This is a genomic window from Rhodococcus sp. Q, assembly GCF_005503035.1.
Classification (GTDB): Bacteria; Actinomycetota; Actinomycetes; order Mycobacteriales; family Mycobacteriaceae; genus Rhodococcus_G.
This window is the reverse complement of the sequence record NZ_SCOY01000010.1, coordinates 15,560-39,487: the sequence shown is the minus strand read 5'-3', so window position 1 is coordinate 39,487 and position 23,928 is coordinate 15,560. Positions and strand designations below refer to the sequence as shown.

The 23,928-nt window shown below is 70.7% G+C and carries 21 protein-coding genes; 14 read left to right on the top strand and 7 right to left on the bottom strand.

The window, feature by feature from the left end:
• Positions 1-72: 72 nt before the first annotated feature.
• From FFS72_RS12615 to FFS72_RS12590, 6 genes are read left to right on the top strand one after another with little or no spacing between them, the layout of a single operon-like run.
• Positions 73-342, top strand: coding sequence for a DUF7218 family protein (locus FFS72_RS12615; protein ID WP_137874262.1), 270 nt, complete (start codon positions 73-75; stop codon positions 340-342).
• A 34-nt stretch (positions 343-376) separates the two neighbouring features.
• Entirely contained in the window at positions 377-1,429 is a 1,053-nt protein-coding gene (locus FFS72_RS12610) for an iron-containing redox enzyme family protein (protein ID WP_137874261.1), read from the top strand.
• Positions 1,422-2,777, top strand: a complete 1,356-nt coding sequence (locus tag FFS72_RS12605; RefSeq protein ID WP_137874260.1) for a cryptochrome/photolyase family protein — start codon at positions 1,422-1,424, stop codon at positions 2,775-2,777. The genes FFS72_RS12610 and FFS72_RS12605 overlap by 8 nt, the downstream gene beginning before the upstream one ends.
• Positions 2,778-2,831: 54 nt before the next feature.
• Positions 2,832-4,499, top strand: a complete 1,668-nt coding sequence (locus FFS72_RS12600) for an SLC13 family permease (protein WP_137874259.1) — start codon at positions 2,832-2,834, stop codon at positions 4,497-4,499.
• Between the two features lie 57 nt (positions 4,500-4,556).
• Positions 4,557-5,921 carry a TIGR01777 family oxidoreductase gene (locus FFS72_RS12595; protein WP_137874258.1) on the top strand — a complete coding sequence of 455 codons (1,365 nt, stop codon included), beginning with the start codon at positions 4,557-4,559 and terminating at the stop codon, positions 5,919-5,921.
• The gene (locus FFS72_RS12590; protein ID WP_137874257.1) at positions 5,918-7,381 is read left to right on the top strand and encodes an SDR family oxidoreductase; all 1,464 of its coding nucleotides are present in this window, start codon (positions 5,918-5,920) and stop codon (positions 7,379-7,381) included. Before FFS72_RS12595 ends, FFS72_RS12590 begins: the two co-directional genes overlap by 4 nt.
• A gap of 94 nt (positions 7,382-7,475) precedes the next feature.
• On the opposite strand, the gene FFS72_RS12585 is transcribed toward FFS72_RS12590, so the two are convergent.
• Complete coding sequence (locus FFS72_RS12585) at positions 7,476-8,069, bottom strand: lipocalin family protein (protein WP_171018653.1); 594 nt, start codon at positions 8,067-8,069, stop codon at positions 7,476-7,478.
• A gap of 149 nt (positions 8,070-8,218) precedes the next feature.
• Between FFS72_RS12585 and FFS72_RS12580 the strand changes: the two genes are divergently transcribed.
• The 6 genes from FFS72_RS12580 to FFS72_RS12555 all read left to right on the top strand — a co-directional run bounded on the left by FFS72_RS12580 (position 8,219) and on the right by FFS72_RS12555 (position 13,703).
• Entirely contained in the window at positions 8,219-9,520 is a 1,302-nt protein-coding gene (locus FFS72_RS12580; protein ID WP_137874256.1) for an NAD(P)/FAD-dependent oxidoreductase, read from the top strand.
• Positions 9,517-10,248 carry a DUF1365 domain-containing protein gene (locus FFS72_RS12575; protein WP_137874255.1) on the top strand — a complete coding sequence of 244 codons (732 nt, stop codon included), beginning with the start codon at positions 9,517-9,519 and terminating at the stop codon, positions 10,246-10,248. Before FFS72_RS12580 ends, FFS72_RS12575 begins: the two co-directional genes overlap by 4 nt.
• Complete coding sequence (locus FFS72_RS12570) at positions 10,245-11,513, top strand: class I SAM-dependent methyltransferase (RefSeq protein ID WP_137874254.1); 1,269 nt, start codon at positions 10,245-10,247, stop codon at positions 11,511-11,513. The genes FFS72_RS12575 and FFS72_RS12570 overlap by 4 nt, the downstream gene beginning before the upstream one ends.
• Complete coding sequence (locus FFS72_RS12565; protein ID WP_137874253.1) at positions 11,510-12,304, top strand: DUF1295 domain-containing protein; 795 nt, start codon at positions 11,510-11,512, stop codon at positions 12,302-12,304. Before FFS72_RS12570 ends, FFS72_RS12565 begins: the two co-directional genes overlap by 4 nt.
• 89 nt (positions 12,305-12,393) lie before the next feature.
• Positions 12,394-12,963 (top strand): sigma-70 family RNA polymerase sigma factor, encoded by a 570-nt coding sequence (locus FFS72_RS12560; protein ID WP_137874252.1) that lies wholly within the window; start codon positions 12,394-12,396, stop codon positions 12,961-12,963.
• Positions 12,960-13,703: an anti-sigma factor gene (locus FFS72_RS12555; protein WP_137874251.1), complete on the top strand. Its 744-nt coding sequence runs from the start codon at positions 12,960-12,962 to the stop codon at positions 13,701-13,703. The genes FFS72_RS12560 and FFS72_RS12555 overlap by 4 nt, the downstream gene beginning before the upstream one ends.
• Before the next feature lie 16 nt (positions 13,704-13,719).
• Here FFS72_RS12555 and FFS72_RS12550 read toward each other — a convergent pair whose 3' ends face one another.
• The 5 genes from FFS72_RS12550 to FFS72_RS12530 all read right to left on the bottom strand — a co-directional run bounded on the left by FFS72_RS12550 (position 13,720) and on the right by FFS72_RS12530 (position 20,453).
• Positions 13,720-16,434: a helix-turn-helix transcriptional regulator gene (locus tag FFS72_RS12550; protein WP_137874250.1), complete on the bottom strand. Its 2,715-nt coding sequence runs from the start codon at positions 16,432-16,434 to the stop codon at positions 13,720-13,722.
• Between the two features lie 264 nt (positions 16,435-16,698).
• Positions 16,699-17,502: an ABC transporter permease gene (locus FFS72_RS12545; RefSeq protein ID WP_050064374.1), complete on the bottom strand. Its 804-nt coding sequence runs from the start codon at positions 17,500-17,502 to the stop codon at positions 16,699-16,701.
• On the bottom strand, positions 17,499-18,509 hold the full coding sequence (locus tag FFS72_RS12540) for an ATP-binding cassette domain-containing protein (RefSeq protein WP_137874249.1): 1,011 nt from the start codon (positions 18,507-18,509) through the stop codon (positions 17,499-17,501). Before FFS72_RS12540 ends, FFS72_RS12545 begins: the two co-directional genes overlap by 4 nt.
• Before the next feature lie 36 nt (positions 18,510-18,545).
• Positions 18,546-19,787 carry a hypothetical protein gene (locus FFS72_RS12535; RefSeq protein WP_137874248.1) on the bottom strand — a complete coding sequence of 414 codons (1,242 nt, stop codon included), beginning with the start codon at positions 19,785-19,787 and terminating at the stop codon, positions 18,546-18,548.
• 81 nt (positions 19,788-19,868) lie between these two features.
• Positions 19,869-20,453 (bottom strand): DinB family protein, encoded by a 585-nt coding sequence (locus FFS72_RS12530; protein ID WP_137874247.1) that lies wholly within the window; start codon positions 20,451-20,453, stop codon positions 19,869-19,871.
• A 213-nt stretch (positions 20,454-20,666) separates the two neighbouring features.
• Here FFS72_RS12530 and FFS72_RS12525 point away from each other — a divergent pair, with 213 nt between their 5' ends.
• Positions 20,667-20,867, top strand: coding sequence for a hypothetical protein (locus FFS72_RS12525; protein ID WP_050064370.1), 201 nt, complete (start codon positions 20,667-20,669; stop codon positions 20,865-20,867).
• Positions 20,868-20,906: 39 nt separating this feature from the next.
• Here FFS72_RS12525 and FFS72_RS12520 read toward each other — a convergent pair whose 3' ends face one another.
• Complete coding sequence (locus FFS72_RS12520; protein WP_137874246.1) at positions 20,907-22,913, bottom strand: phage holin family protein; 2,007 nt, start codon at positions 22,911-22,913, stop codon at positions 20,907-20,909.
• Between the two features lie 75 nt (positions 22,914-22,988).
• Here FFS72_RS12520 and FFS72_RS12515 point away from each other — a divergent pair, with 75 nt between their 5' ends.
• Complete coding sequence (locus FFS72_RS12515) at positions 22,989-23,744, top strand: MBL fold metallo-hydrolase (protein ID WP_137874245.1); 756 nt, start codon at positions 22,989-22,991, stop codon at positions 23,742-23,744.
• Positions 23,745-23,928 lie beyond the last annotated feature (184 nt).

Sequence of the window (23,928 nt, the reverse complement as noted above, 5' to 3'; positions counted from 1 at the left end):
GCGGGATCCACGTTTCCCGATCCCGTTCGGTGGGTAGATCGGGAAGATCCGCCCGACAGCGAGGAGGACACCGTGCCGAGGAACAGTTCGGATCCGCACCTGAAGGATCAGGAGTTGTACGAGGAACTGCGCAAGCAGGGTGACTCGAAGGAGAAGGCCGCACGGATCTCCAATGCGGCCGCGGCGCGGGGCCGCAGCAGCGTCGGGCGCAAGGGCGGGCACGGCGAATCGTACGAGGACCGCACCGTGCCCGAGCTGAGGAAGCGAGCGAAGGAGATCGGCTTGACGGGATACTCGTCGATGAACAAGTCGAAGCTGATCAGTGCGCTTCGGAATCACTGATGCCTGTGGATGTCACTGAGCGGAGGTCCCTCTGATGGCGGTGCATGTCGATGTGCGGGCCCGGACCCTGCCGATGCCCCGCGGCCCCGTGTCGTGCTGGGTGATCGCCACGCTCGCGGACGGCCCGCCGGGATCGATGCGCCCGAACCCGGGGCTCGAGCATGCCGACCCGCTGGGCGGCGATCTGCAGCTGGCGCTGCAGGTCTGCTACGAGATCCACTACCGCGGGTTCGTCGGCGTCGACGCGGACTGGGAATGGGATCCGGACCTGATCCGCTTGCGGGGCCAGATGGAACGTCGATTTCTGCGGCGCCTGCGGTCCGAGGTGGCAGGCGGGGCCGACACGGATGCCGAACTCGATGCGGTGTCGGTCGCGGAGGCCGGTGACGGTTCGGTCGCGGCGTACCTGCGCGATCGGGGCACCTGGGACCAGATGCGGGAGTACTTCGCGCACCGGTCGATCTATCACCTGAAGGAGGCGGACCCGCTGGCGTGGGCGATACCCCGGTTGCAGGGGCCGCCGAAGGCGGCGTTCGTCGCGGTGGAGTTCGACGAGTTCGGCGGCGGCGACGGCGAGCGGATGCACTCGCGGTTGTTCTCCGACCTGCTGCGCGCGGCCGATCTGGACACCGGCTATCTCGGGTACTTGGACGACGTTCCGCCGGAGACCCTCGCGACGGTGAACCTGGTGTCGACGTTCGGCCTGCACCGCAGTCTGCGGGGCGCGCTGGTCGGCCACTTCGCGACCGCCGAGGCGACGACCCCGCCGAGCGCCAAGGCGCTGGTCGCGGGGCTCGAGCGGATGGCCGCGCCGGCGGAGTGCGTGCTGTTCTACACCGAGCACATCGAGGCCGATGCCGTGCACGAGCAGGTGTTGCGCCGCGATGTCGTCGATGGGTTGCTGGCCGCCGAACCCGAACTGGCCGCGGACGTCGTGTTCGGTGTCCAGGCCACCGAGCTCCTCGAGGGCAGGCTCGCCGCGCACCTGCTGCACAGCTGGTCGACGGATGCGAGTTCGCTGCTCGCCGTGCGTGAGTCAGTGTCGGGCTCGGGGCTGCCCGAGCGTCGACAATGGACGGATGAGTAGATCCGCGATCGTCTGGTTCCGCCGCGACCTGCGCCTGTTCGATCTGCCCACGCTCCTGTCGGCGGCCGACGACGCGGACAGCGCGGTGGCGTTGTTCGTGCTCGACGACGCGTTGCTGGGTCCGTCGGGCGGGCCGCGGCAACGCTTCCTGTTCGAATGCCTGCGCGCTCTCGACGACGATCTGGGTGGCCGGCTGCTGGTCGTCCACGGCGACCCGGTCGAGGCGGTGCCCGCGGTGGTCGCCGAGTTCGGCGGCGCGTCCGTGCATGTCAGCGCCGATCACGGCCCGTACGGGGCGCGACGCGACGAGGCGGTCGCGGGGGCGCTCGGCGCGGTGCCGCTGATCCGGTCGGGATCGCCGTACGCGGTGTCCCCGGGGCGGGTCGTGAAATCGGACGGGACGCCGTATCGGGTGTTCACGCCGTTCCGTCGGGCCTGGCTCGATCACGGGTGGCGCGCACCCGCGGACACCGGTGCGGGCACCGTCGAGTGGATCGACCCGGCCCGGTCCGCGTTGCGGGTGCCGATCCCGTCGGCCGACGATCCGACCGGGCCGCCTCTCCCCCCGGCCGGTGAATCGGCGGCGCTGCGACGCTGGCAGGAGTTCCGCGACGACGACCTCGCCGGGTACGCCGACGACCGCGACCGACCGGACCTCGACGCGACGAGTCGGCTGTCCCCGTACCTGAAGTTCGGCTGCATCCATCCGCGCACGGTGCTCCGCGATCTCGCGGGCCGCTCCGATGACGCCGCCGCGACACTGCGGAGCGAGTTGGCGTGGCGGGATTTCTACGCGGACGTGCTGCACCACCGCCCGGACACGGCGCGCGGCAATTACAACCACCGCTTCGACGACCTCGAACACGACACCGGCGCGGACGCCGACCGCGCGTTCGAGGCGTGGGCGCAGGGCCGCACCGGGTTCCCGATCGTCGACGCGGGGATGCGGCAACTGCTCGCGGAAGGGTGGATGCACAACCGGGTACGGATGATCGTCGCGTCGTTCCTCACGAAGGACCTGCATGTGCCGTGGTGGCGTGGGGCGCGGCACTTCATGCAACGCCTCGTCGACGGCGATCTCGCGTCGAATCAGCACGGCTGGCAGTGGACTGCGGGCTGCGGCACCGACGCGGCCCCGTATTTCCGGGTGTTCAATCCGACCGCGCAGGGCGAGAAGTTCGATCCGACAGGCGAGTACGTGCGTCGGTGGGTCCCCGAATTGCGCGGTGTCGCGGGCAAACGGGTGCACAGCCTGCCGGACGGTCCACCACCGGGGTATCCGGAGCCGATCGTCGACCACGCGCACGAACGGCGGGTCGCACTCGATCGTTACCGCAGGATCGGTTGACACGCGGACCGTCGCGCCGAGCGGATCGCGGCCCGAGTTGACACGATCTCTCGTATGGCGTTGATCGCGGCTCTGATCGTTGTGGTGACCCTGGTCGTGATGACGACCGGCGCGGTGCCTGCGGTGTTGGCGTTGACGACTGCCCTGGTGGTGGCGGGCATCGTGGGGATCGCGACACCGGCGGAGCTGTTCGCGGGCCTGAGCAACGGTGGTGTCATCACGATCGCCGCGATGCTGGTGATCGCGAAAGGTGTGCTGCACACGGGTGCGGTGTCCCGACTTACGCACCTGCTGTTGTCCGGGGTGCGGACGTCCGGGCAGGTGTTGCGCAGGCTGATCCCGTCGGTCGGAGTGGTGTCGGCGCTGATCAACACCACTCCGATCGTGGCGATGCTGATTCCGGCGGCGAAGGAGTTGCAGCAGCGCACGGGCATTCCTGCGCGAGGACTCCTGCTGCCGGTCGCGCACGCGACGACCCTGGCGGGGTCGGCGACGCTGATCGGTACGAGCTCCAATCTGCTGATCGCGGGTCTCGCGGAGCCCGACGGGGTGCATCTGACGATGTTCTCGTTCGTACCGATCGCGGTTCCGGTGGCGGTCGTCGGCTGGGTGGTGCTGATGGTGACGGCGCCGCGGATGCTGGGTGGGCGACCCGATTCCCACGAGCGGGAGCTGTCCTGGCAGGCGGAGATTCCGATCTCCGCGCGTGCACTCGCGATCGGCCGGACCGCGGCCGAGATGGAGGTGGCGTCGACGGCCGAGTTCGAGTTGGTGGAGATCAGGCGGTGGGGCGACCACGTCGACGCGGACGTGCCGCTGCAGGCGGGCGACACGCTGGTGTTCCGCTCGACGGAGGGTGGTGTGCGGATGCTGTGGGGGAACCCGGTTTTCGGTTTGGCTCCGCAGCGCCTGTTCCTGGTGGCGATCGCCACGAGCGAGCAGAAATCGGTGCGGGACCTCGAGGAGGACGAGGACGTCGTGGTGATCGCGGCGCAGACGACGGGCCTGCTGCGCGAAGCTCCCGCGGAGCCCGGCGAATTGTGCTTGGTCACAGCGGAATCTGCCGACGCGCTCGCCGAGAATCCGTTGGTGGCGCTCTGGCGGGAGTTGGAGGGCACGGCGCCGCAGACCGCGAAGACGTGGCTCGCCGTCGCCATTCTCGTGGGGACGATCGTGTCGGCGTCGTTCGGGCTGGCCGCGGTGGAGCTGTGTGCGGTGGCGGGCGCGGTGCTGATGGTGATCACCGGTGTCCTGACACCCCGGTCCGCGGTTCGGGCGTTGAACTGGAACATCCTGGCGATCATCGCGGGCTCGGTGGGGCTGGGCACGATCGTCGTCCAGAGCGGTCTCGGCGGCTACGTGTCCGACGCGGTCCTCGCGCTGGCGAGCGGCAACACCCTCCTGGTGGTGTTGGTGTTCGTGGTCGGGACGACGCTGCTGACGAACGCGGTCACCAATGCCGCGGCGGCGGCGATCCTGACTCCGATCGCACTGGAGGTTGCGGCGGTCGTGGGACTGAACCCGGTGCTGCTGTTGACGTTGATCGGCACCTGCATCTCGTTCACGTTCCTCAACCCGTACAGCCACCAGTCGAACCTGATGGTGATGAGGCCCGGCGGATACTCGTCGCGAACATTCCTGCGGTTCGGTGTCCCCCTCACCCTCGCCGCGGCGGCGACGGCGATCGGTGTCGGGTGGTCGTTGCTCACGTTCGTGGGGTGATGGCAGGGGGCCGGGCTCCGTAGAGTCGAGGAAGCGCCCCCGGGGAAGGAGTCGGAGATGGGAATCGAGTACTCGTCCACTGTGCCCGAGTCGATCCGGGAGGTGTTCGACTGGCACGCCCGTCCGGGGGCGTTGCAACGGCTGTTGCCGCCGTGGCAGCCGGTGGCGATGGTGTCGGAGTCGATGTCCCTGGCGGACGGTCGCGCCGAGGTGTCGTTGCCGGGCGGGTTGCGGTGGGTCGCCGAGCACGATCCCGGTGCCTACGATCCGCCGCACCGGTTCGTGGACCGCGTCGCCCGCCACGGCCTGGCGTCGCTGCCGGTGGGCGCGGCGTTGTCGTGGCGACACGAGCACACCTTCACCGAGGTCGACGACGACTTCACGCGGATCACCGACCGGGTGGACACCCCGGTTCCGGAGGCGCTGCTCCGGCAGATGTTCCTGTTTCGGCATCGGCAGTGCGCCGACGACCTGGCCGCGCACCGCGAGGCGCGGGAGCGGGGCGCGGTCCCGTCGACCTTCGCGATCACCGGGGCGTCCGGCCTGGTGGGTACCGCGTTGACGGCCTTCCTGACCACCGGTGGGCACCGTGTGGTGCGGCTGGTGCGGCGCCGACCTCGCAACGCCGACGAGCGGCAGTGGAATCCGGACGCTCCCGCCGCGGACCTCCTCGACGGCGTCGACGCGGTGGTGCACCTGGCCGGAGCGTCGATCGCGGGCCGGTTCACCGACAGGCATCGGGCTGCGGTGCGCGACAGCCGGATCGGGCCGACCCGACGACTCGCCGAGGTCGCGGCCGCGACGACGGGCGGCCCGCGTGCGTTCGTGTGCGCGTCCGCGATCGGTGTCTACGGATACGACCGCGGCGACGACACCCTCACCGAGGACTCCGAACGCGGTGACGGGTTCCTCGCGGACGTCGTCGCCGACTGGGAGGCCGCGACCGCGCCCGCATCCGAGGCGGGTCTGCGGGTGGTACGGGTCCGGACCGGGATCGTGCAGTCACCGCGGGGCGGAACCCTGCGGCTGATGCGGCCCCTGTTCGCGGCGGGGCTCGGCGGTCGGCTCGGCTCGGGCACCCAGTGGCTGTCCTGGATCGACATCGACGACCTCGTCGACGTCTACCACCGGGCGCTGACCGATCCGGCGTTGTCGGGACCGGTGAACGCGGTGGCGCCGACCCCCGTCCCCGCGGGCGAATACGCGAAGACGCTCGCGTTCGTCCTGCACAGGCCCGCGCTGCTGCCGGTCCCCGAGTTCGGTCCGCGGCTGCTGCTCGGCGAGCAGGGTGCCCGGGAGTTGGCGACCGCGAGCCAGCGCGTCACGCCGGGTGTGTTGGAGCAGGCCGGGCACCGCTTCCGCCGCGCCGGACTCGAGGAGTCGCTGCGCCATCAGCTCGGGCACATCACGGTCTCACCGTGACCGGGTCGACGCGCATCCTCGTCACCGGCGGCACCGGGTATGTCGGCGGTCGGCTCGTCCCGAAGCTGGTCGAGTCGGGCTACCGGGTGCGGGTGCTGGCCCGAACACCGGACAAGTTGCGAGACGTGCCGTGGGCACGCGACGTCGAGGTGGTGCGCGGCGACCTCGACGACGCCGAATCGGTGCGGCGCGCATCCCGCGACGTCGACGTTCTCTACTACCTGGCGCATTCGATGGGCGGCCGGGGCGGATTCGAGGACGTCGAGCAGCGCTGCGCGCGCAACGTCGCCGCCGCGGCCCGCGACGCCGGGGTCGGGCGGATCGTGTACCTCGGCGGGCTGCATCCGGAGACCGGTGAGTTGTCGCCGCATCTGCGGTCCCGGGCCGCGGTGGGCCGCATCCTCGTCGCCTCCGCGGTGCCGACGCTCGTACTGCAGGCCGGTGTGGTGATCGGATCCGGGTCGGCGTCGTTCGAGATGATCCGCCATCTGAGCAACCGGCTGCCGGTGATGACGACTCCGCGGTGGGTGAACAACCGGATCCAGCCGATCGCGGTGCGAGATGTGCTGCACTATCTCGTCGGCGCCGCGACCGCGTCGTTGCCGCGCAGCCGGGTCGTCGACATCGGCGGCCCCGACATCCTGCGCTACGGCGAGATGATGCAGGTGTACGCGGAGGTGGCGGGGCTGCGACGGCGACGGATCCTGGTGTTGCCTGTGCTGACGCCACGGCTGGCCGGGCTGTGGATCGGGCTGGTGACACCGATCCCGCCCAGCCTGGGCCGGGCCCTGATCGAGTCGGTCGGCACGGACGCCGTGATGCGCGACCACGACGTCGACGAGCTGATCGCGCGCCTGCCGGGCGGGCTGACCGGCTACCGGGAGGCCGTGCGGTTGGCGTTGCGGCGCATCGAGCGCGGCGACGTCGAAACGACCTGGGCGAACGCGTCGTCGGCGCCCGCCGACCCGTTGCCCTCCGATCCGGACTGGGCGGGTGCGACGGCGTTCGTCGACGAACGTCACCTCGACTGCGCCAGTGACCCCGCATCGGTGTGGGCGGTGGTCGAGGCCATCGGAGGCGAGAACGGCTGGTACTCGTTCCCGCTGGCGTGGGCGGTGCGGGGTTGGCTCGACCGGGCCGTCGGCGGCGTCGGTCTGGTGCGGGGTCGCCGCCACCCCCACACCCTGCACACCGGTGACGCACTGGACTTCTGGCGTGTCGAACGGATCGACCGGCCGGAGTTGTTGCGATTGCGGGCGGAGATGCGTGCGCCCGGCGGCGCGTGGCTCGAATGGCAGCTGACGGCCCTGCCCGCGGGTGGCACACGGATCCGGCAGCGCGCGGTCTTCCTGCCCAAAGGTGTTGCGGGGCGGCTGTACTGGTACTCGCTGGTCCCGTTCCATCGGGTGATCTTCGCGGGCATGCTCGAGAACATCGCCGGCGCGGCCGGCAGACAGTAGCGGCCGACCGTGACCGGATGCCGGCGCCGCCGGGCGCGCGACGTGTTGCCGGCGCCGTCGGCGGGTGGGCAGCCGGCGGCGCCGGGTCCGTGACCTACACCGTGCAGAGGGGGCGGATGTCCTGCAGGCCCCCGGTGGTCGGGGAGGTCAGCATCAGGCACGAGTTGTAGCCCCGCGCCTCGACGACGTGCCGGATCTCCTGCCAACGTGCCGTGTCCACGGCCGGGGTCCGGGACAGCACGAAGCCGGAGAGTCGGCTGGGGTCGCCGACGAGCGCCCACGAGTAGTCGTCGGCGATGTGGGCGACGAGGTAGTTGCTCGGCCCGTCCGGCGCGCTCTGTCCCGGCACCGACGGGAACGAGACGTGCAGTTCGGCGGGTCCGTTGACGCGGGCGTTGCCGACGATGCCGCGCCGGCCGCCGGTGACGGTGGTGCACGAGTTCTCCACGCGCACGTCGCGGTCGTCGACCAGGCTGTACCGGGCGGTGGTGTCGCGCACGCAGTCGAGGTTGAAGGGTGCCGGGTTGGCGGCGAGTTGGTGCCAGGTGCCGAGGTAGCGGGGCAGGTCGACCCGCTCGACCGGGGTGAGAGGTGTCCCGGGCGCGGTCTGCGCGGCGGCGGTCCCGGCCAATGACAGGGCGGCGGCGCAGCAGGTGATGGTCGTGGCGATTCGTCCGGTCCAGTTCACGTCACGTGCTCCTACGGTCGGGTGGTGGCGCGGCCACCGGCGGCGGGTGGGTGTCCACCGGTATTCGGAGCCCAACCCGTCCCGGACGGGTGCCACCGATCACGTTTGACGAAACCCATCCGGCGGGGGTCCGGCTCCGAACTCCGGTCATGACGATTCCTTCAGCGCCGCCGGGCCGGTCCGTCGCGGTGATCGGCAGCGGCGTCGCGGGCCTGACCGCCGCGTACGTCCTGGCCAAGCGCGACCGGGTGATCCTGTTCGAGGCCGATTCCCGGTTGGGCGGCCACGCGCACACCCACGACGTCGACCTCGGTGACGGGCGGCAGGTGCCGGTGGACACCGGGTTCATCGTGCACAACGACCGCACCTACCCGACGCTGTGCGCGCTGTTCGACGAGCTCGGCGTGGCGACGCAGCCGACGGACATGTCGATGTCGGTGCGCTCGGAGATCACCGGCGTCGAATACGCCGGGGCGAAGGGGATTTCCGGCCTGTTCCCCACCGCACGGTCGCTGACGCGGGGTCGGCACCTCCGGATGCTCGGCGAGGTGGTGCGGTTCCACCGGGCGGCGCGGGCGCTGCTCGACGCCGACACGGAACGGGACGGCGAAACCCTCGGGTCCTTCCTCGACCGGCTGCGGTTCTCCCGGTATTTCGCCGACCACTTCATGACCCCGCTGGTCGCGGCGGTGTGGTCGTGCGATCCGGCCGTCGCGCTGCGGTATCCGGCGCGCTACCTGCTGACGTTCCTCGACCACCACGGCATGCTCACCGTGTTCGGGTCGCCGCCCTGGCGGACCGTCACGGGCGGGTCCGCCCGGTACGTGGAGAAGGTCGCCTCGACACTGCACGAGGTGCGCACCGGCACTCCGGTGCAGCGGCTCGAGCGCCTCCCCGACGGGGTCCGGATCACCGCGAACGGTGAGCCGCGCCGTTTCGACGCGGCCGTCGTCGCCGTCCACCCTCATCAGGCGCTGAGACTGCTGGACTACCCGACCACCGCCGAGACGGACGTGCTGGGTGCGATCACGTACTCGACGAACATGGCTCGGCTGCACACCGACTCGTCGCTGCTCCCCCGCGCCGCTGCGGCCCGCGCCTCCTGGAACTACCTGATACCCGGTGGCGACGCGGCGGGTGTCGTCGTCACCTACGACATGAGCCGGCTGATGCGCCTGAACGTGCCCGACCGCCGGTTCCTGGTCACCCTCGGCGGCGGCGACCGTGTCGACCCCGCGACGGTGATCGCCGAGATGACCTACGAGCATCCGCTGTACACACCCGAATCGGTGGCCGCGCAGCGGCGCCTGCCCGAACTCGGCACCGACACCGTCGCGTTCGCGGGCGCCTACCACGGCTGGGGATTCCACGAGGACGGCGCCGCGGCGGGACTGCGGGCGGCCCAGCGCATCGGGGCCGCGGCGGGCGTACTGGTGGGGGTGGCGTCGTGACCACGCCCGCGCTGTACCGCACCCGGATCCGGCACGTCCGGCGGACCCCGCTGCGGCACGCTTTCGCCTATCGCGGCTACAGCTGGTTCGTCGATCTCGACGACCTGCCGCGGCTGCCGGTGTGGTTGCGGCCCTTCGCGCGTTTCGACGGACGGGACCACTTCGGTGGAACGGGCTCGCTCCGCGCCGGTCTCGACGACGTGCTCACCGGCGCCGGACTGGACCCGGGGACCTGGCGGGTGACGGCGCTGCTGATGCCGCGGATGCTCGGCTATGTGTTCAACCCGCTGAGCGTGTACTGGTGCCACGACCGTGACGGTGCGCTGCGGTGCGTGGTCGCGGAGGTGCACAACACGTACGGCGGCAGGCATCCCTACGTCCTGTTCCCCGACGGCGACGGGCGGGCCGAGGCGGCCAAGGAGTTCTACGTCTCGCCGTTCAATGCGGTCGAGGGCACCTACACGCTGCGGGTGCCGGAGCCGGGTGAGCGTCTCGCGGTGTCGGTGACCCTGCACCGCGACGGGCATGCACCGTTCGTCGCGTCCATGCAGGGACGGCGGACCCCTGCCACAGCGGTCCGGGTGGTCGGGGCGGTCCTGCGTTCCCCGTTGGCGCCGCAGCTGGTGGCCGCCCGCATCCGTGTCCAGGGTGTCGCGCTGTGGTTGCGCGGTCTGCCCGTCGTTCCCCGCCCGACCACCCCGACACCGAACCTGGAGGCCAGCCGATGACCGTCACCCACACCCACGGTGCCGGCACAGCACCGGATCCCGTGCGGTGGCCGGACATCGCACGGGTCCCGTCCGGTGCGTCGGCGCGGCTCGGCGCGCCGATCGCCGCCCGCCTGTTCCGCCGCGCCGTGTCCCGCCTCGACGTGCGGGTCGCCCTCCCGGACGGAACGAACCTCGGTTCGGGTGATCCGTGCGCACCGCTCATGCGGGTGCACCGCCCTGCCGCGTTCGCGCGCCGGGTCGCGGCGGACGGCTTGATCGGATTCGGTGAGGCGTACATGGCGGGCGACTGGGACGCCCCCGATCCGGCGGCGGTGCTGACGCCGTTCGCGGCGTCGGCCGCCTCGCTGGTCCCGCGCGCGCTGCAGGTGTTGCGTCCCCTGGTGTTGCCGGGCCAGCCGGCCGCGGAACGCAACTCGGCGGAGAACACCCGCTCGAACATCTCCCGGCACTACGACCTGTCCAACGAGCTGTTCGCGCTGTTCCTCGACGACACGATGACCTATTCGAGTGCGCTGTTCGGTGAGGTCCCCGCGCGATGGGACACGTTGGAGTCCGCGCAGCACCGCAAGATCGACCGACTGCTCGACGAGGCCGGTGTCGGCGCGGGGACGCGGCTGCTCGAGATCGGAACCGGCTGGGGTGAACTCGCCGTCCGTGCGGCGCGACGAGGCGCACACGTCCGGTCGGTGACGCTGTCGAGCGAGCAGCAGGACCTGGCGCGTCGCCGCGTCGCTGCCGCCGGGTTCGCGGACCGGGTGGACATCGACCTGCTCGACTACCGCGGCGTGCGCGGCGAGTACGACGCGGTCGTGTCGGTGGAGATGATCGAGGCCGTCGGATTCGAGTACTGGCCGACGTACTTCGAGACGATCGACCGGGTGCTCGTCCCCGGCGGACGGGTGGCGCTGCAGGCGATCACGATGCCCGATGCGCGGATGCGGGCCACCCGCGGCACCTACACCTGGATCCACAAGTACATCTTCCCCGGCGGTCTGCTGCCGTCCACCGAGGCGCTGGAGCAGGCGGCGGCGCACACCGCCCTTCGCACGGAGGGACGGCTCGGGTTCGGCTCCGACTACGCGGACACCCTCCGGTTGTGGCGGGAGCGGTTCACGGCGAACGCGGATGCCGTGGCCGGGTTGGGTTTCGACGCCACGTTCCGGCGGATGTGGGAGTTCTACCTCGCCTACTCGGAGGCCGGCTTCCGATCCGGGTACCTCGACGTCCAGCAGATCACCCTGACGAAGGGCGGTGCGTCGTGAGCGCCGCGGCGAACCTCCTGGTCGTGTCGGCGGCGAGCCTGGCGGTCCTGGTGCTGGTCCAGACAGGTGCGTTCGCGGTCGGGCGCCGCATCGGTCGCGTCAACGTCGTCGATGTCGCATGGGGAATCGGATTCGTCCTCGTCGCCTTCGTCGCGGCCGTCCTCGGCGACGGCGACGTCGGGCGTCGGTGGCTGCTGTTCGTGCTCGTCGCGGTGTGGGGGGTGCGGCTGAGCATCCACATGCACCGCAAGTCGGTCGGCAAGGGTGAGGACCCCCGGTATCGCGACCTCCTGGAGCGGGCGGGTGGCGCGTCGACCGCGACGGTCGTGTTGCGGGTGTTCGCGATCCAGGGTGCCTCGCAGTGGTTCGTGTCGCTGCCACTGCAGGTCTCCGCGGTGCTCGGCATCACGAGTGGGGTCGGGACGGTCGCCGTCGCTGCCGGGCTCGTGCTGTGGGTGGTCGGGGTGACGTTCGAGGCCGTCGGCGACCGGCAGATGCTGCGCTTCACCCGCGACCCCGCGAATCGCGGTCGCATCATGGACCGCGGACTGTGGGGATGGACGCGGCACCCCAACTACTTCGGCGACGCCTGCCTCTGGTGGGGCGTGTGGCTGATCTGCGCGTCGGTGTGGCCCGGCGTACTGACCGTCCTGTCGCCGATCCTCATGACGTACTTCCTGGTGTACGCGACGGGTGCGCGGCTGCTGGAGAAGTCGATGGCCGCCCGCCCGGGCTACCGCGAATACCAGGACCGCACGGCATTCTTCGTGCCCCGGCCACCGAGAGGGTGATCGCCGTGCCGTCGCAGCGTCCCGGTGGGTCTGTCTTGAGCCCGCCAACCCGCCCGGATAGGCTTCCGTCCGATGAGCGGACAGGACGCATGACCGGCGTGAGCGGTGACACCGACACACTCGCGACCCTGCTTCGGCGCGTCTCCGGGCAGGACGAGGACGCGTTCGCCCGCTTCTACGACCTGACTCGGGCTCGGGTGTACGGAATGGTGCTGCGGGTGCTGCGCGACCCCGGGTACAGCGAGGAGACGACGCAGGAAGTGTTCCTGCAGGTCTGGCGGACCGCGGGAACGTTCGACTCCGCGCAGGGGTCGGCGCTGTCGTGGGTGATCACCCTCGCGCATCGGCGGGCCGTGGACCGGGTGCGCTCGGAGCAGTCCGGGTCGGATCGGGAGTCGCGCTATCACGCGGCTGCCGTCGACGCGCCGTTCGACAGTGTCACCGAGGAGGTGACCAGGCGGGAGGACCGGCAGCTGGTGGTGCGCTGCCTCGGCACCCTCACCGACCTGCAACGGCAGTCCCTCGAACTCGCCTACTATCGCGGTCTCACATATCGTGAAGTGTCCGAACAACTTTCGGCGACCCTGCCGACCGTCAAATCCAGAATCCGGGACGGCCTGCTCCGCCTGCGTCAGTGCCTCGGGGGTGAGCAGCGATGACCGAGCGCACCCTCCCCGGCGACGCCGGAAACGACAGGCTGGATCTGGCCGAGGTGTACGCCCTCGACGCGATCTCGGACGACGAACGAGCGCAGATCGACACCGCGCTCGCCGCTGCGCCGCCGGCGGAGGCCGCCGAGTTCGCCCGCCGCGTCGGCGAGGCGCGCGAAACGATGGCCGAGGTGTCCGAGGCGACCGCGACCGAACCGCCCGCGCACCTGCGGGCGACCATTCTCGCGGCGGTGGCAGCCGACCGCCCGGCGGCCGAACCCGTCGACCTGGCAACCAGGCGCCCCCGCCGGATGCGCACCGCACTGCTCACCGCGGCCGCCGCCGTCGTCGTGGCGGTCGGGGGTGGCGTCGTCGCCACTCGCATTCTCACCGACGAGCCCGCGCCGACGGCCGAGCAGGTGTTCGCCGCCGACGACGTGCGCACCTCGTCCGGTGCCATCGAGGGCGGCGGCACCGCGACCGTCGTGTACTCGAAGGACGCGGACGCCGGAGTGCTGGTGATGAACAACGTCACCCCGCCCGAACCGGGCACGGTCTACCAGATGTGGCTGGTCCAAGGATCCGACATGGTGCCCGCGGGCACCATGGACGCGGCGACCGTCGCCCCGTCGACGACGGCGGTGCTCGACGGGATCGGCGAGGCCACGGCGCTCGCGTTCACAGTCGAACCGCCCGGCGGGTCGACGCAGCCGACGGGCGCGCCCTTCGCGGAGCTCCCCCTCACCTGATCCCCCGGCCAGCGCGTCATCCCGAGCGCTGGAACTGCTCCTGCTGCGGGCCCGTGCCGCGTCCGCGGGTATCAGTCGCCCGATCTTCGTCACGGATCAGGGCGGCGAACTCCGCACGGTTCGTGAGACCCAGCCTGATGCCGGCGCGGTAGATGTGTCCCTCGACGGTGCGGACGGACATCCCCAGGCGGTCGGCGATCTGCTGGTTGGACAACCCCTGGGCGACGAGAGAACCGACCTCACGTTGCCGGGCGGTCAGCGGCAGCGGTCGGACGGCCGACGCCAGCGCCGGGGTGCGGGCGCCCTCGCAATCCTTCGCCAGCCGATGCGCACGCGCGGAGGCGGTGCTCGCGGACCCACGCAGCCCGCGTCGGGTGTAGGCGATGGTCGCCTGCGCGGCGGCATCGGCCGCGGCGAGCAGGTCCCCCATCTGCTCCAGCCGCTCGGACACCTCGAGCAGGGCGTGGGCGTCGTCGGCGGCGAGTGCGGCCGCCTGCGCGGCGGCGGCGGGGGCTCGTGGCCCGTCCACCATGGTGGCGAGTTCGGTCAGTCGGTCGGTGACGGTGCGGTCCCCGAAGCACACCGCGGTGTGCAGCGCATATACCTCGTGCGCGAGCTGCCCTGACGCCCCCGCGGTGTCGGCGGCCTCATGCGCCAGCGCGATCGCCTCGCTGACCGTACCCTGGGCGGCCGCCACCCACGCCCGGGTCAGGATGATCTCCGGTTGGACCACGTAGAGCGAGTTCGGCACCCGGTGATCGTGGATGGCCGTGTCGAGAGCCGACGATTCCCGCTCGGCGGCGACCGCGTCACCGGACATGGCCACCGCCTGCGTCAGATACAGCTGACACGTGACCGCCCAGGTTGGTTGGTTGCACGCTCCGAGTCCTGCGTACGCTTCCCGCAGCCGACGCCTCGCGAAGCGCAGCTTTCCGCGCCCAAGCGCGGTGTGACCAACCAGGAACATCGTCACGAGTTGTCCCTGCCCGGGCACTTCCCAGGTGTCCTCCCGCTGCTCATGCGCGAGAGCCTCGGCTTCGTCGAGGTATCCCCCGAGGCGCAACGCGTTGATCTGGCAGAGCTTGACGGGCTGAAGCAGCAGGCGCCCCTGCGCTGTCCGGGTCGCAGCCGTGGCAGCCCGGTCGACGACCGGGCCGATCTCGTCGACACGGCCCACCACCCCGAGACCCAGCGTCAACCCCCAGGTCGCCATCACGACCGAATTAGCGGACAGTGACGGCGATGCGAGCGCCTTCGTTGCGGCACGGATTGCGTCCACGAGCCGGCCGAGTTCAGCCGCAATTGGTGCGCGCAACGCGTCCAGCTCGGGGCCGGCGCCGATCGTCCGTGCGAGCGATTCGACCGCGTCCAGCGTGGCCTTGGCCCGATCGGGCCGGCCGAGCGTCCAGAACAGATTTCCCGCCCGCAACAGGGCTATCTGTACCCGCTGCTCATCGGTGCACGCTCTCGCCGCCAACGCCGCCGCCTCACGCTCGGCATCTTCCCCCTGGTCATTCAGGCACAGGGCATAGACGAGGAGGAAATGCGGAACGAACCCACCGCCGGCGCGTACCGTTGCCCCGGCGAGCCGCGCCGCCAGGCCGGTGTCGCACAGCTCCAGTGCCCGCTGGGCGGCCGCGGTGAACAACTGCGGATCCGACTCGCCGTCGGCGCCCAACGCGGCATCGGCGGCGAGTGTGAGCACCGCGCGGCGCAGAACATCCGCTCCGCCGTTGTCGTCGGCTTCCCCGAGCGCCTGCGCCACACGGCGGCACACCCTGGCAGCGCGCAGCGGCCCTGTACGCAGTCGGCGCACCTCCCCGTACAGCGGATGCGCGAGTCGGGCCTGCAGCGGACCGGTTTCGCCGGCCACACTCACCACACCGCGTGCCTCGGCCTGCTCGACCGCGTCCCGATCGGTCAGGTCTGCCAGCACGGATACCGGAAGCGGCTCACCGAAGGCAAGGACGTCCACCACCTCCCGCACCGGCTCCGACAGGCTCCCCATCCGGTCCTCGATGAGCTCGGACAGACTCTGGGACACCAGCGCTGGTCCCTCCCAGCGCCATACACCGCCGACCTGCCGCAGGCGAGTGGACTCGAGGCCGCTGTCGACCAGTTGCCGCAGATACAGGGCACTGCCCCGGGCCAGCGCACCCAGGCGGGCCGAGGTGGCGCTGTCCACCGGCCCACCGAGGACCAACTCGAGCAACGCCGCCGTCTCGGTTGCCGACAACGGCTGCACGTCGCACCGGTCGAGGTACCCGTCCTTCCACAGCCCGGTGATCGCATCGGGCGCCGATTCTCCGCTCCGCAGCGTCAGGATCACGGTTGCGGCCCGGCGAACCGCGAGATGCTGAACGAGAGACGACGACAGGTCATCGAGAAGGTGCGCATCGTCGACCGCGACCACCACTCCGGCCCTGCCCGCCCTGTCGACCAACGCGGCGATGGCACGCTGCACCACCAGGGATGGGGCCTGGCCCGTCACGCTCAGCACGCCCGAGAACGCGCCCAGCGGTAGTGCCCTCGCGGACGCCGTCGCTGGAATCCACCTGGTCAGCGCTCCGCGGCGTGCGGCCAACGACAACGCTTCCTGTGCGAGTCGTGTCTTTCCCACGCCCGCCGCACCCGCGAGCACAATGCCCCGTGATCCATCTGCCCGGCGCAGGCCACGTTCGATGAACTGCAGTTCCTCTTCCCGCCCGATGAGCGGCCACGCCGCACCCATGTGCAAATCCTAGAAGCGCAGCGGTCGCGCTCGAGGCCGATTCACCGGCTCCGCCCAATCCTGGTGGCGCGTCGCAGCACTCGACACCACCGCCGAAATCGATAAAGACATCCGCGAATCCATCGTCGGCGGCCAGCCACAGGCACGAGAGGTGGCCACCATCAGACACAGCCCCCTCGACCCGAAAGCGGCTGAGGTCGACCGGAACGACCCCGACGTCGCGCTCCGCTCCGAGCGGGAACCGAACAGGTGGACACCCTGAACTCAGCGACTCACGGCCTTCTTGTAGCGGTGGATCGCGAACGGCACGAACACGATCAGCATCAGCGCGATCCACAGCAGCGTCGCCACGATCGGGTTCTGCAGGGGCCACGCCTGCGGCGGCGGCATCTGCGGGGCGGTGTTTCCGAACAGGTTCCGCACCGCCTGCGTCAACGCGGACACCGGGTTCCACTCCGCGATGACCTGCAGCACCGGTGGCATCGACGACGGATCGACGAAGGTGTTCGCGATGAACGAGAGCGGGAAGATCACCATGAAGCTGGCGTTGTTGAACACCTCGGGGGTGCGGACCCACATGCCGACCACCGCCATCACCCAGGACAGCGCGTACGCGAACAACAACATCAACGCGTAGGCGGCGGCCGCCTCGAGGACCGACGAGTGGATGCGCCATCCGATGACCAGGCCGGTCAGCGACATCACGACGAGGCTGATGACGTTGATGATGACATCGGTGGAGGTGCGGCCGATGAGCACCGCGGACGGCGCCATCGGCAGCGACCGGAACCGGTCGATGATGCCCTTCTGCAGGTCCTCGACCATGCCGAGTCCCGTCCAGGTGGCGCCGAAGATGACGGTCTGGGTGAAGACGCCCGCGATGAGGAACTCGCGGTACGACATGCCGGGAACCTCGATGGCGCTGCCGAACACGAACGCGAACAGCAACACGAACATGATCGGCGACAGCACCGTGAAGACGATGAGGTCGGGAACCCGCTTGATCTTGATGACGTTTCGCTTGGCGATGGTCAGTCCGTCGGACGCCACCATCTGCATCGCGTTCATTGCGCCGCCCCTTCCCTGCCGTCGCGGTCCCTGCTGTCGCGGTCCCTGCTGTCGCGGTCCTCGTCGTCCTGCGCCTCGTGCCCGGTCAGGGACAGGAACACGTCGTCGAGGGTCGGTTTGCGCAGGGCGATGTCGGTGACGGCGATCCCGGCCGCCGACAGTCGGGCCAACGCCGCCGCCAGCGAGTCCGCGCCCCCGTCGACCGGAACCACGACCTTTCCGGTGGCGGATTCCACCTGAATCTCGCCGACGGCCAACGGGTCCAGCTCGATCCGCAGGTCTGGCAGGCGGGCTGCGTCGGCCAACCCGAGTTCGATGCGTTCCCCGCCGACCAGGTTCTTCAGTTCGTCCGCGGTGCCCCGCGCGATGACCGCGCCGTGGTCGATGACGGCGATCCGGTCGGCGAGCCGTTCCGCCTCGTCCATGTACTGCGTCGTCAGCAACAGCGTGGTGCCCTGGGCGACGAGCTCGTCGATGACGTTCCACAGGCCGATCCGGGCGCGGGGATCGAGCCCGGTGGTCGGCTCGTCGAGGAACAGCACCGGCGGTGTCGCGACGAGCGCGCCCGCGAGGTCGAGGCGGCGGCGCATGCCACCGGAGTAGCCCTTCACGGGCCGGTCCGCGGCGTCGGTGAGGTCGAACTGGTCGAGCAGTTCCCGGGCCCGCCGCTGACTAGGTTTCGTACCCAGGTGATACAGCCGGCCGACCATCTCGAGGTTCTCGAACCCGGTCAGGTACTCGTCGACGGCCGCGTACTGGCCCGACGCCCCGATTCGGGAACGCAGTTTCCCGGCGTCGGCGACGACGTCGAGACCGTCGACGCGGGCGATGCCGCTGTCCGGGACCAGCAGGGTGGTCAGCACCCGCACCGCCGTGGTCTTGCCTGCCCCGTTGGGGCCGAGGAGCGCCGTCACCGTTCCCGCGGGGACGGTCAGGTCGATGCCGTCCAGGGCGGTGACGGTGCCGTACCTCTTGACCAGGCCCTCCACGACGATGGCGTCGGCCATGTGTGTCCTCCCTCGCTGATCGGTCGAACTTGTTCGTCAGTCGAAACAGGAGCTGTAGCCACCGGTTTCGTAGGTGTCGGTGTCGCAATAGACGGCGCGCGGGTAGTACTCACCCATCGACGTGGCCGGGGCCACGCCGCTGTCCTGGGACGCCTGCACGGAATGCGGATAGAACTGCGGGCTCGGCAGCATGTGCCGCAGGAACAGCACCTTCTTCGCGACGTCCGTCGACCCCCACGGCAGCACGGTCACCGCCGGATCGGCGGCGGCCGAGGCAGGGACGTCCTCGGGGGCGGCGATCACGTACGTGTAGTAGCCCGAATCGTCCACGGCCGTCTGGAAGTCCGCGGCGCAGGCGACCACCGGATACGGAGACACGAGGTCGTTCTGGCACATCGACCAGTACCGCACCTGCGTACCGGGTTCGGTGACCGGTGTCCCGGCCCTGGTGTCGGGGAACGTCGGTGCGCGGCCCCGGACGACGACGATGCGGCCCGGCTGATGGGTCAGCGCGGCGCCGACGTACTTGTTGTCGCCGTTGGGAAACAGGCCCGACGTGCTCGCCGGGTTGACGAACGTGGCCTCCGGGGTGTTGCCGGGGAATGCGCCTGCCGCCGCGGACGCGAGGACCGAATCGAACGCGGACGCGGCGGCGCCGCCGATCGGGCCGCCGGTGACCGCCGCCGGGTCGAAGGGGGTGCTGCAGGTGGTGACCTCGACGGTGCGTCCGGCGCGGGTCAGGCTCACCTGCGGCAGCGGCACCCCACCCGCCGGGGACGCCGCGTCGTCCGGAACGTAGACGCGGATGATGAGGAACCCGGCCGGAAGGCGTTGCGCGCCCGCGCCCGTCGGCAGCGCGGCGATCTCGTTGCGACCGTGGTCGGCCGGCCCGGTGGTGACGGTGGCGTGCCAGCGCCGCCGATCCGGCGGCAGCGAGGTGGCGGTGGGGTCGGCGAACGGGTTGCCGCTCCCGGAGTCCGGGGTGATCTCGTTGTCGCGCAACGTGTCCACGGTGTCGAAGTCGGTGCCGTAGGTGTTGAGCGACATGTACCGGGCGTACGGGTACTCCCCGGCGAGGGTGATGCGGTCACCGGCGAGCAGGGTGTACGGCAGCACCCAGTAGGTGGCGTTGGCGTCAGGGAACGCGACGTTCAAGGTGGTGGCGTTCGACATGAACTGCCACGCGCACCCGAGTTCCGGTGCCGCGGTGGACGGTGGCGCAGCGGCGACCGCCCCGCCGACGACGGCGAGGGCCGCGAGCACCGCGGACAGGCGCATCCCCACACCGTACGGGCACCGGTCCGGCCGCACAACGGACACGGTAGCCGAGTGGCAGTGACGATCAGCGGGATACCGCCCTCACCGGAACGTATCGGCAGCGGCTCGAACTCGCTCGAAATGTCTGGACGTGCTGTCGACGTCGCTGATCGCGAGGTTGTCGTTGCCGCGGGTCATCCCGGCGGCGCCGTCGATCATCTCCCGAACGATGTCGGCGTGTCCGGCATGGCGTGCCGTTTCGATGTTCATGTGCAGCAGGATCTGATGAAGCGTGACGTGCTCCTGGGGCCACCCGGGCACCGATCCTGGCGAGTCGAGATCGAGGGTCTCGAACGTTTGCTCGGCATGCTTCCACGATCGACGGTAGAGACCGTCGACGATGAACTCGGTCGACTGCTCCGGCGTCGCCCACATGTCCGCGTTCGCCGAGGCCCCGGGGGTCGCCCAGGGCAACTCCACCGGGGCCGGGCGGCCGAAGACATAGCCGAAGTAGCCGAATTCGCATCCGGCCAGGTGCTTGACGAGACCGAGCAGGTTCGTGCCGGTGGGCGTCAACGGGCGTCGAAGGTCGTACTCCGACAGGCCGTCCAGCTTCCACAGGACCGACTCCCGCAGCACCTGCAATCGCTGAATCAGGTCGGACTTGGACTCGGCTTCGGTGGTCACGACCGCAGCGTATCGGCGCCGCTCCCCGAATCGCCCGTATCTCCGCTGCGCGTCCCGGTCCGCCCGCGGACAGACGGTTCGACACTCTCTGCCGCATCTCGACACCGGTTGGGTCGTCCCCGCGGGTACGGGGCGAGCCGGAGGCGTGGACCGGGGCCCGCGTTTGAAAGCGCCCGTCTCGGGAACCCCGTCGGGAGCGAAGGAAGGTGTGCGATGAGGATCATCATGGTTCTGGTACTCGTCTGGTTGGTCATCGGTGCGATCGCCGCTGCTCAGCGCGGATACTTCGGTTCCGAGCCCGGAAACTGTGCGGACGCGGGCACCATCGCGGTTACCGTCCTGGCTGGACCGCTGAACTACTTCGGCGTCAATCCGAAGATCACCGACTGTCAACTGCCGCAACCGAGCCAGTGACCGGCTGGGTGGGTGCCGTCACCGTTCTCCGACCTCGCATCAGGGCCGGTCGCGCCACCCGACGAGCACCGTGTGCACCGCCTCGGCGCCCTGCAGCGGATCCGGTGGTGCGGGCAGGTCGGCCGGGTACAGCAGGAACGGGGTGGTCTGCGGCCCGCCGAGGCCGCCGTGCGACCCGACCTGCTCCTCGAACGCCGCGACCTCCCCGGTGTCCGGCCAGAACCGTCCGCCGACCATGATGTCGGCGACGTTGTCGAACCCGTCGGTGCGCCGCACCCGGTCGAGGGCGCCGGGGCCGAACTCGGCGAGCGGATCACGGCCGGTGACCTGCCCGGTGTCGACGTCGACGGCGCCCGCGTCGCCGAGGACGACCGAGCCGCCGTCCTCGCGGCCGACGAGGATGAACCCGACGCCGGGGTGGGCGGTGAGCGCGGGCAGCAGGCCCGGATACCGGGCGTCGATCCAGGCACGGGTGGCCCGTTCCGGGCGCTCCGGGAAGCTGATCAGTCCGAGGTTCCCCGATGCGAGCACCACGGGCGTTCCGGGCGGACCGGCCGCGGAGGTGTCCGTGGCGCCGGCACCCAGGCTGGCTTCGACGTAGCCGAGGCCCTCGGCGCCGCGGCCCTTCGTTCCTGTCGTCGCGGCGGCGCGTGACCGGGCGGAAGCGGAGGGAAGTTCCCCGCACGCCCGCAGCACCAGCTGCTCGAGGCTTTCGCCGTACCGGTCGGAGAACGTGGCGCCCTGACTCTGGCCGTGATCGGAGAGCACCACGATCCGGTACGCGCGGACCGTCTGCGTGGCGACGGCGATGATCATCCCGATCTCCGCGTCGAGTTTGCGCAGGACGGCGCGGGTTTCGGGGCGTTCGACCCCGGAGTGGTGGGACACCTCGTCGTAGCCGACGAGATCGACGTAGATCGCGGATCTGCCCGCGACCAGGTCACCGACGACGGCGGAGACGACGACGTCGGTCTCGACGACGGTGGTGAAAGCCCGCACCAGCGGGTAGAGGCCGCCGCGCCGCACCCGTGGGGTGACATCACGGCGACGCTGCTGGAAGGCCTGCCGGATCTCCCTCAGCACCTCGGCGACGAACCGGACGGTGGTGCGGACGGCGCCCGCCGGGTCGGCGAAGTAGTGGGCGTATCCGGCGGCGCCGCCGCCCATTCGGGCGCCGCGCATGCGGCTGACGACGAGGACGTTGTCGGCGGCGCCGCCGGTGAACAGGTTGCCGCGACTGGCGCCGTCGCCGCCGGAGAGCAGGCCGGGGAGGTGCCCACGTTCGACTTCGCGGGCGGCGTTGTCGGCGGGATTGCTGAACACGGCGACGGCGCCGCGGGTCTTGTCGTACCAGCGGAACGCGGGCACGTTGTGGTTGTCGCCGTGCAGGATTCCGAGTTGGCTGGCTCCGGTCTGGCTGCTCCAGTCGGTGTGCCACGGGGTGAGGACGTGCGATCGATCGTGGACCAGCGCGGCGAGGTTCGGGACGACGCCGTCTCGGATGGCACGCTGGAGCACGGCGTGGCCAAGGCCGTCGATCTGGATGCACAGCAGTCCGGGACGGTCGGTGTCGCTCCCGGGTGTTCCACTCCGGCGGAGACGGGATCGGTTACGCCGCACCAGCATCATCCGGTACGTGTCGTTGCGGCGGGCGGCGATGGCGCCCTCGACGCCGGAACCGACCAGGGAGAGCACCAACGCCAGGGCGAGGAGGTCGCGGGACCGGTCGACGGTCGCGAGCGGCGCCACCCACACCGCGATCACCATGATCAGCCAGTTCCCGGCGAACGCCCCGACGAACAGCAGCGCCGGCCCCACCCACAGCATGGCCCGGATCAGCAGCGGCCACAGGACCACCGACAGGACGCCGAACACGAGGGCCAGGGTCAGCGCCGCGGGGACCGTAGCGAGGAGGCCGCCGCCCGGTACCGCGGCGAGGCGGACGCCGGGCAGCAGCCAGTCCGTGAGGATCAGTGCAGCGGCGGACACCAGCCACAGGACGAGGAACTCCGTGGTCACTCTGGCGACGGTTCCGACGGTGCGCACGGTCGGATCGTAGGGCGGCAGCGGTGTTACGGTCGTCAGGCACGCGCAGGGGCAAGCGCGGCGACGGGGTGTGTGATGGCAGTGGACATCCGGTGGCTCGGCCACGCGACGGTCGCGATCGCGGACGGCCCGACGACGGTACTGACCGATCCCGTGTTGACGGGCCGCGTGGGGCATCTGCGGCGGCGCCGCGGGGAGGATCCCCTCGCCCGTCCGGTCCGCCCAGACGTGGTGGTGCTCTCGCATCTGCACGCCGATCACACGCATCTGCCGTCGCTGGCGCTATTGGGCGCGGACGTGCCGATCGTGGTGCCTCGCGGCGCGGCGGATGTGTTCGCCGGGCTCAGGCGGTTCGGTGACCGGATCGTCGAACTCGCGCCCGGTGAGGCGACGGCGGTCGGCTCGGTGTCGATTCGGGCGGTGCCCGCGGATCACGACGGCAGGCGATGGCGGCGCGGTCCGCGGACCGTTCCCGCGCTCGGGTACGTCGTCGAGGGTGAGGCGACCACCTATTTCGCCGGGGATACCGCGTTCGATCCCGCGATGGCCGAGTGGGTTCCGCGGTGCGATGCGGCGCTTCTCCCGGTCGGGGGGTGGGGGCCGACGCTCGGTCCCGGTCACATGGACCCGGCATCGGCGGCACTGGCCGCGAGGTCGACCACGGCGGGTCTGTCGATTCCGGTGCACTTCGGGACGCTGTGGCCGATCGGGCTCGACGCAGTGCGGCCGCAGCTGTTCGCGGCGCCGGGCGGCGACTTCGTCGGACGGGTCCGCGCGGCGGGCGGAACGGCGGTCGAGTTGGCGCCCGGTGAGCAGCTCCGCCTCCGCTGACGGCCCACCCGACATGTTCGCCAATCGTGACCAGCGAGTAACGGAGAACCTCGTCGCCGCGACGCACAAGGTGGGAACATGGAAAGGTCGAGACCGCGGTTCGCCTCGGTGGACCGCGCACGGTTGAGCGGTGGGAGCGCGCGGAACGGCTGATCGCCGCGCCCGCCCACCTTTTCGGACAGTG